Here is a 12,081-nt window from a genome sequence, read left to right as displayed (position 1 = left end):
GTACGCGAGGGGTGGAGACACGATGGGTCAGGGTCGGGGCTGGGAGGGCGCGGTACTCAAGCTGCTGCGGGCCAAGGACTTCACGTTCACGGTGACCGCCACCGAGGACGTCACCCCGCACTACCGGCGGCTGCGGATGAGCGACGGCGGACTGCTCGCCGCGACCGGGGTGCACCCCACCATGTGGGTCCGCCTGTGGTTCTCCGACGACGGCCGCCCCCACCAGCGCGCGTACACCCTCGTCGACCCCGACCCGGAGACCGGCACCTTCTCCCTGGAGTTCGCGCTGCACGAGGGCGTCGCCTCCGACTGGGCCCGCGCGGCCGAGGAGGGCGACACCGTCGAGGCGACCGTGCAGGGCACCGGCTTCCAGCGCCCAGAACCCGACCCCTCGCACGTCCTGGTGGTCGGCGACACCGCCTCGCTGCCCGCGATCAACTCCCTCTTTGAGGAGCTGGGTTCGGCCCCGGCGACCGTCTGGTTCGAGGGCACCCTGGACGGGCTCCCGTCCGGCGCCGACCCGGAGCGGCACGAGATCCGCGAGGTGCCGCGCCAGGAGGCCGGGAAGCACCTGGTCGAGCGCGTCCGCGCCGAACTGCCCGAGATCCTGTCCGGCACCGAGCACCCGTACGTGTGGATCGCCTGCGACACCGCGACGACCCGCGCGCTGGGCTCGTACGTCCGCAAGGAGCTGAACGTGCCCAAGCAGCGGGTGCACGCGCTGGGGTACTGGCGGGCGGACTGACTCCGCGCGCGGGATCATGGACGCATGGACGTCACCCTGCACCTCGCCCAGGACCCCGAGGCCGACGCGCTGCTCGGCCGCAGCCCGCTCGCCGCGCTCACCGGGATGCTGCTGGACCAGCAGATCCCGATGGAGTGGGCGTTCAAGGGCCCGGAGACGATCGCGCGCCGCATGGGCGCCGACGACCTGGACGCGCACGACATCGCGGCCCGCGACCCGGAGGAGTTCGCCGCGCTGCTCTCCGAGAAGCCGGCCGTGCACCGCTATCCGGGGTCGATGGCCAAGCGGGTGCAGGCCCTGTGCCACTACCTGGTCGAGACGTACGACGGTGACGCCGAGGCGGTGTGGCGGGACGCGGACAGCGGGGCCGAGCTGCTGAAGCGGCTGGAGGCGCTGCCGGGGTTCGGCAAGCAGAAGGCGCAGATCTTTCTCGCCCTGCTCGGCAAGCAGCTCGGGGTGACGCCGAAGGGGTGGCGGGAGGCGGCCGGGGCGTACGGCGAGGCGAAGTCGTACCGCTCCGTCGCCGACATCACCGGGCCGGACTCGCTGCTCAAGGTGCGGGCGCACAAGCAGGAGATGAAGGCGGCGGCCAAGGCGGCGAAGGCGGCCCAGCCGAAGAAGTAGAACCCCCGTCGGGCGCCCCCCGAGTGGCGGAATGTCCCCGTTCGGTCCAAGCATGGAACATGACCGAGCCTCCCATCGGCGGCCCCACGCAGGGCGGCCCGTACGACCCGAATCCCGGCGTGGGCCAGGCCCCGCCCGGTACCGAGCCACCGCGCATGGAGAAGGACCGCGAGCGTGTGGAGCGGGGACACCATGAGCCCGAGGAGCCGTTCGAGGGACCGCTGCACATGCTGTCCCAGGCGGCCTGGCAGGTCGTCCTGCTCACCGGTATCGCCTCGCTGATCCTCGGCATCCTGGTGCTGGTCTGGCCGGGGGCCACACTGGTCGCGGTGGGCGTGCTGTTCGGCCTCTACCTCCTGGTCAGCGGCATCTTCCAGCTGGTCTCCGCCTTCGGCACGCACAAGAAGACCTCGCTGCGGGTGCTGGCCTTCCTCAGCGGCGGTCTGTCGATCCTGCTGGGGCTGCTCTGCTTCCGGGGGCCGATGCAGTCGATCCTGCTGCTCGCCCTGTGGATCGGCATCGGCTGGCTGATCCGGGGCGTCACCCAGACCATGGCCGCCGTCTCCGACAAGGGCATGCCCGCCCGCGGCTGGCACATCTTCCTCGGCGTCGTCACCTTCATCGCGGGCATCGTGCTGATCGACTCCCCCTTCGAGTCGGTGGCCGTGCTGACGCTGGTCGGCGGCTGGTGGCTGATCGTCGTCGGCATCGTCGAGATCATCACCGCCATCCGGATCAAGGGCCGGGCCAAGGAGATCCCGCAGACGGTCTGACCCCCGCCCCCCGCTCCCCTCGGTCGTCAACCTCCCGCCGCGGTCGTACGCCGTGTGGGCGGACTTGGGCGGCCGGAGGCGGAGCGGGGGGCTCCGGTGGGGAGATGACCAGGGTGAGCACCGCGCGTCCTCGTGCCTCGCGCGCCCGGAGCTGGTTCCGGGCGCTCGTGCTGCTGCTCGCCCTGTCGGTGCCCGGCGGCCATGTGGCCCTCGCGCAGCCGGGCCCGGTGCCGGGCATGGCCCAGGAGTGCGAGCACGACCTGCCCGCCACCCCGGCCCGCCCCGGCGCCCGCGCCCGCAGCCACGCCGACCTCCCCGACCGCACCGCTCCCCCGCCCGCCCCCGCGTCCGGGCCGTCCGGCGCGGAACCGGACCCGGAGCGCACCCGGTCCCCGTACCCCGCACCCCTCCTGAGCACGGTCGTCCTGCGCTGCTGAGCGGGCCGAGCAGTCGGCACCGCTCACGTCAGCCCGAAAGCAGGAGGACGACACCCATGCCCACCGACCCTTACGCGGTCCTGCGCGCCCTGCTGCGCGCCGAGGCCCGCCGCAACGCATCCGGCCAGCGGGACGAGACGGCCCAGCGACAGCGCCCGACGAAGGAGAAGCGCCGCTGACGCACCGGCGGGGGCGGGCCACCTACGGGCTACCTCCCCCGCCGGGCCGTACCGAACAGGGAGCGGGTGATCTCCCGGCCGATCTGGGTGCCCACCGAGCGGGCCAGCGACCTGAACATCCCGCTGCCGACGACCTGCTCCACCAGCGAGGGGTCCTCGGCGGGGGCCTTCTCCCGCTTCGCCTTGGGCGCCTCGGCGGGAGGCCGGGCCTGAGCCTGGGCGGCCGTCAGCTTCTCGTACGCCGACTCGCGGTCCACAGCCTGTGCATAACGTTCGTGGAGCGGGGACTCCCGTACCGCCCGGTCCAGCTCGGCCGGGTCCACCGGGCCCATCAGGGACTCCGGCGCGCGCAGCCGGGTGGCGGCGACCGGGGTGGGGGCGCCGTTCTCGCTGAGCACGGTGATCACGGCCTCGCCGGTGCCGAGCCCGGTGAGGAGTTCCTCCAGGTCGTACGGGGAGTCGGGGAAGGTCTTCACGGTCGCCTTCAGCGCCTTCTGGTCGTCCGGGGTGAAGGCGCGCAGGGCGTGCTGGACGCGGTTGCCGAGCTGGCCGAGCACGTCGGAGGGCACGTCCTTCGGGGTCTGGGTCACGAAGAAGACACCGACTCCCTTGGACCGGATCAGCCGCACGGTCTGCGCGATGGCGTCCAGGAACGCGGCCGAGGCGTCGTGGAAGAGCAGATGCGCCTCGTCGAAGAAGAACACCAGCTTCGGCTTCTCCAGGTCCCCGGCCTCGGGCAGGTCGTGGAAGAGGTCGGCCAGCAGCCACATCAGGAACGTGGAGAACAGCTGCGGCTTGTCCTGCACCCCGGGCAACTCCAGTACGGAGACCAGGCCCCGCCCGTCCGGCGCGAGGCGCAGCAGGTCGGCGGTGTCGAACTCGGGCTCGCCGAAGAAGTCCGCCATGCCCTGCGCCTCGAACGCGGTCAGCGAACGCAGGATCACCCCGGCCGTGGCGGTGGACAGGCCGCCGATGCCCTTCAGTTCGGGCTTGCCCTCGTCGGAGGTGAGGAAGGCGACGACCGCGCGGAGGTCCTTGAGGTCGATCAGCTCCAGGCCCTTGGTGTCGGCGTAGTGGAAGATCAGGCCGAGGGACTGCTCCTGAGTGCGGTTCAGGCCCAGCACCTTGGACAGCAGCACCGGCCCGAAGCTGGTGACGGTGGCCCGCACCGGGATGCCGTGGCCGATCCCGCCGAGCGCCAGGAACTCCACCGGGAAGCCCTCCGCCGACCAGCTCTGCCCGGTCTCGGCGGCGCGGGTGTCCACCCGGTCGCCGCCCCGGCCCGGCCGCGCGATGCCGGAGAGGTCGCCCTTGACGTCCGCGAGGAACACCGGGACGCCCTGCGCGGAGAGTTGTTCCGCGATCAGCTGGAGCGTCTTGGTCTTGCCGGTGCCGGTGGCGCCCGCGACCAGCCCGTGCCGGTTGAGCATCGGCAGCGGCACCCGCACCGCCGCGTCCGGGTGGCACACCCCGTCCCACAGCAGCGCGCCGAGGTCCAGGGCGGGGCCGGTGAAGGCGTACCCGGCGGCGATCTCGCGGGCCGGGGCGGGCAGTTGCGCCGGGCCGGAGCCGTCGGGGGCGGGCGTGGTCGCGCTGTCGCTCATCTCAAGGCCCCTCGTCCCGGTGACCACCGCTGCCGGAAGTCCCCGTAATGCCCGCTTTGCCGTGTCTTTTTCAGCGTCGCACTCCCCCGCCATGGCTGCGCCCGGAACGTCTGGGCCGGTAGGCTTTCCGTGTGATCTTCAAGCGCATCGGAAACGGCCGGCCGTACCCCGACCACGGCCGGGAGAGCACCCGGCAGTGGGCGGACGTCGCGCCGCGCCCGGTCCGCCTCGATCAGCTCGTGACCACCAAGCAGCAGCTCGACCTGGAGACGCTGCTCGCCGAGGACTCCACGTTCTACGGCGACCTCTTCGCCCACGTCGTGAAGTGGCAGGGCGACCTCTATCTGGAGGACGGGCTGCACCGCGCGGTCCGCGCCGCGCTCCAGCAGCGCCAGGTGCTGCACGCCCGCGTCCTCGAACTGGGCTGACGGGCTCTTCGCGCGCGCTCGACTGACCCGTACGGCCCGCCGGTTACCCCTTTCGGGTTCCGCTACGCCGGATGGACTGATCATCTAATAGGCATCGCGGCTTCGGCGCACTACGCTGCGCTCATGAGCATGCTGACTCCCCCCGGCATGGGCGGTAAATACCGGATCACAGGGGACACCTACCCTCGGATGCGCCCGCCCCGGCGACGCGGCAGGCTCGTCGCCGCCGTCGTGGCCTCCGTGGCCGCGCTGGGCGTCGCGGGCTGGGGCACGCTGCAGCTCATCGACGTCTTCACCGGCGGCGACGGCTCGGTGTCCGGTCACGCGGCGGACTGCCGCACCAAGGTCGCCAAGGCGGCACCGGTCAAGGCCCTGCCCAAGCCCGGCACCATCACCGTGAACGTCTACAACGCCACCACGCGCTCCGGGCTCGCCAAGCAGACGGCGGACGAGCTGAAGAAGCGCGGCTTCAAGATCGGCGACGTGGGCAACGCCGACAAGCAGTACGACAAGAAGGTCAAGGGCACCGGGATGCTCATCGGTCCCGCCACCGCCCTCGACACCACGCTGCCGGTGCTGAGCACCCAGCTGACCGACGCCGAGCGCCGCACCGACGCCGCCCGCAAGGGCGCCGTCCTGGACCTGGTCATCGGGGACAAGTTCAAGTCCCTCACCCTGCGGCCCGCGGCCGACAGCGCGGTGACCAAGCTGACCGCCCCCGAGCAGGTCCCGGCGGTCACGACCGCCAAGAAGAAGAGCTGCTGAAGCCGAACGCGGGGCCGCCCCGGCCGGGGCGGCCCCGCGCACCACTGTCGCTCGGCGTTACTCGGCGCAGCCGTACAGGCGGTCGCCCGCGTCGCCCAGGCCCGGGACGATGTAGCCCTGCTCGTTCAGGCGCTCGTCCACCGCGGCCGTCACCACGGTGACCGGGGTGCCCGCCAGCTCGCGCTCCAAGACCTCCACGCCCTCCGGGGAGGCCAGCAGGACCACGGCGGTCACGTCGTCGGCGCCCCGCGCGATCAGCTCGCGGATGGCCGCGACCAGGGTGCCGCCGGTGGCCAGCATCGGGTCCAGGACGTACACCTGGCGGCCGGAGAGGTCGTCCGGCATGCGCGAGGCGTAGGTCTCCGCCTGGAGCGTCTCCTCGTTGCGGATCATGCCCAGGAAGCCCACCTCGGCGGTCGGCAGCAGCCGGACCATGCCGTCCAGCATGCCGAGGCCGGCGCGCAGGATCGGCACCACCAGCGGGCGCGGGCGGGCGAGCTTGACGCCGGTGGTCCGGGCGACCGGCGTCTGGATGTCGACGACCTCGGTGCGCACGTCCCGCGTGGCCTCGTAGGCGAGCAGGGTGACCAGCTCGTCGGCGAGACGACGGAAGGTCGCGGAGTCGGTGCGCTCATCGCGCAGCGTGGTGAGCTTGTGAGCGACCAGGGGGTGGTCGACGACGTGGAGACGCATGTCTTCAACAGTAACCGTGCCCGCCCCGTGCCTCGTGTCGGCATCAAACCGCCCGTCCGGGGGAATGCGCAGGAGACCGACCCGGGGTGGTGACACCGTGCCTGACCTGCCAGACCTGCCGAAGAACGGCCCGGCGACGACCGGGGAGATCGGACCCTTCAGGCCCCCGCGGCCCGAGACCGACGCCGAACGCAGGCGCAGGCGGGCCCAGTTCCTGCGCGACCTGGCCGAGGCCCGGCAGCTGCGCGACCGGGTCCAGCCGCGCCGCGCCAAGGCGGCCCGGCTGCGCCACGCCATGCGCATGCGAACGTTCCGCTGGTAGCCCCCGCCGTCGTACGGTCCTGTCAGCAGGCACCGGGAAACTCCCGGCGAGCATGATCGGCGTCCACGCAGCCGCGTACGATCCGCAGGTGGCGGCAACGGGACGCGCTGCCGAGCCCTTCACGGACCCACGGTCGGCCGTCTGGCGGCGGACGATCGAAACAGCCGGACACGGGGAGCCGAAGACGCCCCTCGAGCGACTTGTTTCTGCCACGATTCCCAGTGGGCGGACCCCGGAGCGCATCAGCTCCCTCCCGCCCGGACCTCCGCCGGGGGGACCCCCAACCGGCACGCCTATGACCAGTGGGAGAGTCACGGTGTACTTCGCCGCACTGCTCGCGCGCACCGAAGACGGGTGGAAAGCGAGCGACACGGAGCTCGACGACGTGGAGACCCTGTCCGATCTGGCCGACCTCGCCCGCGAGGCGTCGCCGGAGGAGGACACGGTGCTCGTCCTGATCGAACAGGAGGACTCCTGGTTCGGGGTCGTCCGGGTGGACGGGGAGGAGGACCCCCGTATCTATGTCTCCGACGCGGCCGCGGCCGCCCGCAGCGCCTACGGGGAGCTGCTCCTCACCGATGAGCTGCTGGGCCGTGAGCCCGGCGCCGACGACGGGCCCGACCTGGACTCCCTGGACCTCGACGGCACCGAGGACGGCGAGTCCGACGAGGACGACGACGGCGAGGAGTCCCCGGACGCCGACGCCGTCCCGCACAGCCCGGTCGGCGACCGCGAGATCCTCGGCGATCTCGGGATCGGCGAGAAGGAGCTGCGTGCCCTGGACGCCGACGACGCCCTGGGCACGATCGCCGAGGCGCTGGGCGCCTCGGAGGTACTGGAGACCGTCCGCTGACCGCTCCGCACGAGACCCCGAAGCCCCCGACGCCCTTGAAGAACCCGAAGAACATGGACCCGGTGCGCGACCCCTGGCGTCCCGCGATGCGGCTCGCCCTGGCCGAGGCCGGGCGGGCCGCGCTCGGCGGTGACGTCCCGGTGGGCGCCGTCGTGCTCGGCCCGGACGGCACCACCGTGCTGGGGGCGGGGCACAACGAACGTGAGGCCACCGGCGACCCGACCGCCCACGCGGAGGTGCTGGCGCTGCGCCGGGCCGCCGCGGTGCTCGGCGAGTGGCGGCTGACCGGCTGCACGCTCGTGGTGACGCTGGAGCCGTGCACGATGTGCGCGGGCGCGCTGGTGCAGTCCCGCGTCGACCGGGTCGTCTACGGCGCCCGTGACGACAAGGCGGGCGCGGCCGGCTCGCTCTGGGACGTCGTGCGCGACCGGCGGCTCAACCACCGGCCGGAGGTGGTCGCGGGCGTGCTCGCCGAGGAGTGCGCCCGGCCGCTGACGGAGTTCTTCAGAGGCCGCTGAGCGGGCCGCTCGGGGGGCCCGGACCATCGATTTCTGGTGATGGGGCACCTTGCTGTAAGGTCTCCCTCGGTAGCGTGTCCGAGCGGCCGAAGGAGCTCGCCTCGAAAGCGAGTGTGGCGCAAGTCACCGAGGGTTCAAATCCCTCCGCTACCGCTTGAGAAGGGCCCCGTCTTCGGACGGGGCCCTTCGTGCGTCCCGGTTCGGAACCCTCAATTGACGATCGTGCCCGTTCTGTTGGGTGCGCGGAGGCCCGTGACGACTACACTCACCGCCGCAGGCAGGTCAGTGGGGTTCGTGGGACCTGAGGGTCCCGAGGGACAGGGGAGGCCGCGGTGGCGGTGAACGCCAAGAAGATCGTCGTGTTCGCGCTCGTGGTCTTCGCCATGTACGTGATCATCACGGACCCGGCCAAGGCGGCCGACTACGTCCAGATAGCCTTCGAGGGCATATCGGACGCCGCCGGGGCCATCGGGGACTTCATGACCTGGGTCGTGGACGGCGCGAAGAACTGACCCGGCCGCAAGAGCAAGAGGTACGTCGCATGATCCGGCACCTGGTCCTGTTCAAGCTCCACGAGGGCGTCGAGCGCGACGAGCCGCGTGTCCAGGAGGGCGTGGCCGCCTTCCGCGCGCTCGGCGGGCAGATCGACGAGCTGCGCTCCTGGGAGTGCGGCTGGAACGTCACCGACCGCCCCATCGCCTACGACTTCGCCATCAACTCCTCCGTCGAGGACACCGGCGCCCTCCAGCGCTATCTGGAGCACCCCGCCCATCAGGCGGGCGTCGCCCTGTGGCGGGAGTTCGCCACGTGGGTGATCGCCGACTACGAGTTCTGAGCCGGACCGCACCGAGGACCGCGAGCCCTCCGCCTCCACGGCGGGGGGCTTTTCGCGTGTTCCGATCCATCCATTGGCGTCGTTTGAGGGCCAACACGGCGTTATGCGGTGCTTGCACACAGTGCACATGTCTTGTGATGCTATGACCGCTTTTGACGGATGATTGACCGATGAAGAGGTGGCGTTGACCGTGTCGGCCAGTACTGCGCCACCCCAGGCGGAGGCGCCCGCGACCCTCCCCGAGCCCTCCGCCACACCCCCTCCCGAGAAGCGCCGGGGCGCCGACACCCGGGCCCTGACCCAGGTGCTCTTCGGCGAGCTGAAGAACCTGACGCCGGGCACGCCGGAGCACAACCGCGTGCGGGGGGCGCTCATCGAGGCCAACCTTCCGCTGGTGCGCTACGCCGCCGCCCGCTTCCGCTCCCGCAACGAGCCGATGGAGGACGTGGTCCAGGTCGGCACCATCGGGCTGATCAACGCCATCGACCGCTTCGACCCCGACCGGGGCGTGCAGTTCCCGACCTTCGCCATGCCGACCGTGGTCGGCGAGATCAAGCGGTACTTCCGGGACAACGTCCGCACGGTGCACGTACCGCGTCGGCTGCACGAGCTGTGGGTGCAGGTGAACGGGGCCACCGAGGACCTCACCACCGCGCTCGGCAGATCACCCTCCACCGCCGAGATCGCCGAACGGCTCCGGATCAGCGAGGAGGAGGTGCTGTCCTGCATCGAGGCCGGACGCTCGTACCACGCCACCTCCCTGGAGGCCGCGCAGGAGGGCGACGGGCTGCCCGGACTGCTGGACCGCATCGGGTACGAGGACCCGGCGCTGGACGGCGTGGAACACCGCGACCTGGTCCGGCACCTGCTGGTCCAGCTCCCCGAGCGCGAGCAGCGCATCCTGCTGCTCCGCTACTACAGCAACCTGACCCAGTCGCAGATCAGCGCCGAACTCGGTGTCTCCCAGATGCATGTGTCGCGGCTGCTCGCCCGGAGCTTCCAGCGGCTCAGATCGGCGAACCGGATCGAGGCATGACCGGCGCACGGGAGCACGGAACGGAAAACAGCAGGTAGCAGCCGTTCGTATGCGGGATCGAATGATCACCGTCAGGAGCGAATCACGGCACGTCGACAGTGTCGGCAATTGTGCGCCGAAAGCCCGTCAGACCCCGTTCTGCCAGGGCTTCTTGGCGTCTCACGTGTCGACATGTCACTACAGCGCGTTGCCGACATGTGACATTCTGCGGGAAGCGCGTTTGCCGGGGCTTCGGCGCCGGTAATTCAGGTGAAGGCCGCGCTGTTCGATCAGGACAGCGTGCCGCGACCGTCCCGCGACCCAAAGGGGGTGGCATGTCCGCAGAACAGGGCAGCTCGAAGGTGCTCACGAAGACCGTGGCAGCGCCGCAGAAGCTCGACGCTCTCGACGTCCTCGACGGCTTCGAGGGCGCTGAGGCCCTCGACGCCGCGCCCGCCCCCGCCGTCCCGGCCCCGGCGCCCGACGTGGCACCGGCCGCCGAGGAGGCCGCGCAACTGCCAGTGCGCTCGGGGGACATCGACACCCGCACGCTGTCCCGCTCCCTGTTCCTGCGGCTCGCCGCGCTCGGTGAGGACAGCCCCGAGCGGGGCTATGTCCGGGACACCCTGATCGAGCTGAACCTCCCGCTGGTGCGGTACGCGGCGGCCCGCTTCCGCTCCCGCAACGAGCCGATGGAGGACATCGTCCAGGTCGGCACCATCGGGCTGATCAAGGCGATCGACCGCTTCGACTGCGAACGGGGCGTGGAGTTCCCGACGTTCGCCATGCCGACGGTCGTGGGTGAGATCAAGCGGTTCTTCCGCGACACCTCGTGGTCGGTGCGGGTGCCGCGCCGGCTGCAGGAGCTGCGCCTGGCGCTGACCAAGGCGAGCGACGAGCTGTCCCAGCGGCTCGACCGCTCCCCGACCGTGCCGGAGCTGGCGGCCGCGCTCGGGGTCTCCGAGGAGGACGTGGTCGACGGTCTGGCGGTGGGCAACGCCTACACCGCCTCCTCGCTCGACTCCCCGGCCCCCGAGGACGACGGCGGCGAGGGCTCGCTGGCCGACCGCCTCGGCTACGAGGACACGGCGCTGGAGGGCGTGGAGTACCGGGAGTCGCTCAAGCCGCTGCTGGCCAAGCTGCCGCCGCGCGAGCGCCGGATCATCATGCTGCGCTTCTTCGCCAACATGACCCAGTCGCAGATCGGCGAGGAGGTCGGCATCTCGCAGATGCACGTCTCGCGGCTGCTGACCCGCACGCTGTCGCAGCTCCGCGAGGGGCTCGTCTCGGACTGACGGACCCGGAGAAGATCTGCCCGGCCCGTGTCACGCGCTTCGGCGCGGACGCGGGCCGCGGCCATGGAAGGGGGCTCCACGAGGGAGCCGGGGGTCACTTCAGCGCGAGCCAGGCGACGGCCGCGACGACGGCCACGGCCACGACGATGCCGATGATCAGGCCGACGCGGGGACCGGAGGAAGCGGCCTCCTGCTGGCGAGCCGGGGGAGTCTCGTCGACGAACGCGCGGAACATCTGGGTGCTGCCTGCGGGGTCGTAATTGCCCTGGGGGCCCTGGGTGTTAGCCATGGGCCGAGACACTAGCGAATCCGGGTGCCCACCCCAAGTGCGGGGCCATGGGGACAGAGGCGGGCAGGTCACCCGCGTCCACCTGCATGTTTACGATCGCAATACTTGCCTTTGCCAAGTTTTTGCGGCGCCGACCCCTGATTTATTTGCCTACAGCAACCAAGCATCTCTATGGTTGCCCAAAGCAACGAATACGGGAGGTGTGATGGCCGAGCAGGCGCAGTTCGAGGAGCTGGCACGTCAGCTCAGTGCCGTCGGCGCCGTGAAGCGCGACATCGGGCGGATACTCCCGCCCGACTGCCCGGCCGGTTCGGCCGCCGTGCTGACCCTGCTCGGCCGCCACGAGGAGATGCGCATGAGCAAGCTCGCCGAGCTGCTCGCCGTCGACCTGTCGGTGACCAGCAGGCATGTCGCCCACGTGGCCGCGCGCGGCTGGATCGAGCGGTCGCCGGACCCGGCGGACAAGCGCTCGCGCATCCTGCGCCTGACGCCCGCCGGCAACGACCAGCTCATGGAGCTGTCGCTGCGCACCAGCCGGCTGCTCGAAGAGCGGCTGAGCGACTGGACCGACGACGAGGTCGCCCAGCTCATCCAGCTGATGACCCGGCTGCGCGCGTCGTTCGGCGACTGCCGCACCCATGTGCCGCGACCGGCCGCCCCCGTTTCCGCAGAAACCCGTACACCCGCGATCACGTAAGTAAAGGAA

Annotated in this window: 18 protein-coding genes and 1 tRNA gene; 16 read left to right on the top strand and 3 right to left on the bottom strand. The window is 71.3% G+C overall.

All coding sequences use genetic code 11. The features are described from left to right. Window positions 1-22: 22 nt before the first annotated feature. The 5 genes from ACIPPM_RS24260 (at window position 23) to ACIPPM_RS24240 (ending at window position 2,758) form a co-directional block, all read left to right on the top strand. Window positions 23-745, top strand: a complete 723-nt coding sequence (locus tag ACIPPM_RS24260) for a siderophore-interacting protein (RefSeq protein WP_401451330.1) — start codon at window positions 23-25, stop codon at window positions 743-745. A gap of 24 nt (window positions 746-769) precedes the next feature. After that, window positions 770-1,369 (top strand): HhH-GPD-type base excision DNA repair protein, encoded by a 600-nt coding sequence (locus ACIPPM_RS24255; RefSeq protein ID WP_401451328.1) that lies wholly within the window; start codon window positions 770-772, stop codon window positions 1,367-1,369. 155 nt (window positions 1,370-1,524) lie between these two features. Next, the gene (locus ACIPPM_RS24250; protein WP_401451517.1) at window positions 1,525-2,142 is read left to right on the top strand and encodes an HdeD family acid-resistance protein; all 618 of its coding nucleotides are present in this window, start codon (window positions 1,525-1,527) and stop codon (window positions 2,140-2,142) included. Between the two features lie 113 nt (window positions 2,143-2,255). After that, complete coding sequence (locus ACIPPM_RS24245; protein WP_401451326.1) at window positions 2,256-2,579, top strand: hypothetical protein; 324 nt, start codon at window positions 2,256-2,258, stop codon at window positions 2,577-2,579. A 56-nt stretch (window positions 2,580-2,635) separates the two neighbouring features. Further along, the gene (locus ACIPPM_RS24240; protein WP_401451324.1) at window positions 2,636-2,758 is read left to right on the top strand and encodes a hypothetical protein; all 123 of its coding nucleotides are present in this window, start codon (window positions 2,636-2,638) and stop codon (window positions 2,756-2,758) included. Between the two features lie 29 nt (window positions 2,759-2,787). Here ACIPPM_RS24240 and ACIPPM_RS24235 read toward each other — a convergent pair whose 3' ends face one another. Beyond that, window positions 2,788-4,362 (bottom strand): helicase HerA-like domain-containing protein, encoded by a 1,575-nt coding sequence (locus tag ACIPPM_RS24235; protein WP_401451322.1) that lies wholly within the window; start codon window positions 4,360-4,362, stop codon window positions 2,788-2,790. 131 nt (window positions 4,363-4,493) lie between these two features. Between ACIPPM_RS24235 and ACIPPM_RS24230 the strand changes: the two genes are divergently transcribed. Both ACIPPM_RS24230 and ACIPPM_RS24225 read left to right on the top strand, forming a co-directional pair. Beyond that, on the top strand, window positions 4,494-4,790 hold the full coding sequence (locus ACIPPM_RS24230; protein WP_003986294.1) for a type II toxin-antitoxin system VapB family antitoxin: 297 nt from the start codon (window positions 4,494-4,496) through the stop codon (window positions 4,788-4,790). A gap of 123 nt (window positions 4,791-4,913) precedes the next feature. Further along, window positions 4,914-5,555, top strand: a complete 642-nt coding sequence (locus ACIPPM_RS24225) for a LytR C-terminal domain-containing protein (protein ID WP_401451320.1) — start codon at window positions 4,914-4,916, stop codon at window positions 5,553-5,555. Window positions 5,556-5,612: 57 nt separating this feature from the next. Here ACIPPM_RS24225 and upp read toward each other — a convergent pair whose 3' ends face one another. Continuing rightward, window positions 5,613-6,248 (bottom strand): uracil phosphoribosyltransferase, encoded by a 636-nt coding sequence (gene upp / locus ACIPPM_RS24220; protein WP_393594443.1) that lies wholly within the window; start codon window positions 6,246-6,248, stop codon window positions 5,613-5,615. 97 nt (window positions 6,249-6,345) lie between these two features. On the opposite strand from upp, the gene ACIPPM_RS24215 reads away from it, so the two are divergent. The 8 genes from ACIPPM_RS24215 to ACIPPM_RS24180 all read left to right on the top strand — a co-directional run bounded on the left by ACIPPM_RS24215 (window position 6,346) and on the right by ACIPPM_RS24180 (window position 11,086). After that, entirely contained in the window at window positions 6,346-6,570 is a 225-nt protein-coding gene (locus tag ACIPPM_RS24215) for a hypothetical protein (protein WP_401451317.1), read from the top strand. A 316-nt stretch (window positions 6,571-6,886) separates the two neighbouring features. Further along, complete coding sequence (locus tag ACIPPM_RS24210) at window positions 6,887-7,423, top strand: hypothetical protein (protein WP_401451514.1); 537 nt, start codon at window positions 6,887-6,889, stop codon at window positions 7,421-7,423. Window positions 7,424-7,476: 53 nt separating this feature from the next. Then, window positions 7,477-7,941 (top strand): tRNA adenosine(34) deaminase TadA, encoded by a 465-nt coding sequence (tadA, locus tag ACIPPM_RS24205; RefSeq protein ID WP_389003412.1) that lies wholly within the window; start codon window positions 7,477-7,479, stop codon window positions 7,939-7,941. A 68-nt stretch (window positions 7,942-8,009) separates the two neighbouring features. After that, window positions 8,010-8,094, top strand: a tRNA-Ser gene (locus ACIPPM_RS24200). Between the two features lie 179 nt (window positions 8,095-8,273). Next, window positions 8,274-8,453, top strand: a complete 180-nt coding sequence (locus tag ACIPPM_RS24195) for a hypothetical protein (RefSeq protein ID WP_030806336.1) — start codon at window positions 8,274-8,276, stop codon at window positions 8,451-8,453. 29 nt (window positions 8,454-8,482) lie between these two features. Further along, entirely contained in the window at window positions 8,483-8,776 is a 294-nt protein-coding gene (locus tag ACIPPM_RS24190) for a Dabb family protein (protein ID WP_401451314.1), read from the top strand. 184 nt (window positions 8,777-8,960) lie between these two features. Next, window positions 8,961-9,812, top strand: coding sequence for an RNA polymerase sigma factor SigF (locus ACIPPM_RS24185; RefSeq protein ID WP_202494712.1), 852 nt, complete (start codon window positions 8,961-8,963; stop codon window positions 9,810-9,812). Window positions 9,813-10,126: 314 nt separating this feature from the next. After that, window positions 10,127-11,086 (top strand): RNA polymerase sigma factor SigF, encoded by a 960-nt coding sequence (locus ACIPPM_RS24180; protein WP_401451312.1) that lies wholly within the window; start codon window positions 10,127-10,129, stop codon window positions 11,084-11,086. A gap of 94 nt (window positions 11,087-11,180) precedes the next feature. Here the strand turns inward: ACIPPM_RS24180 and ACIPPM_RS24175 are convergent, their stop codons facing one another. Next, on the bottom strand, window positions 11,181-11,375 hold the full coding sequence (locus ACIPPM_RS24175) for a hypothetical protein (RefSeq protein ID WP_161189568.1): 195 nt from the start codon (window positions 11,373-11,375) through the stop codon (window positions 11,181-11,183). A 205-nt stretch (window positions 11,376-11,580) separates the two neighbouring features. Here ACIPPM_RS24175 and ACIPPM_RS24170 point away from each other — a divergent pair, with 205 nt between their 5' ends. After that, a complete protein-coding gene (locus ACIPPM_RS24170) occupies window positions 11,581-12,072 on the top strand; it encodes a MarR family winged helix-turn-helix transcriptional regulator (RefSeq protein WP_393594438.1) in 492 nt (163 codons plus the stop codon). Window positions 12,073-12,081: the final 9 nt, after the last annotated feature.

Source organism: Streptomyces sp. NPDC090119 (assembly GCF_044747085.1).
In the GTDB taxonomy this organism is placed as follows: domain Bacteria; phylum Actinomycetota; class Actinomycetes; order Streptomycetales; family Streptomycetaceae; genus Streptomyces.
This window is presented reverse-complemented; position numbering and strand designations above follow the sequence as displayed.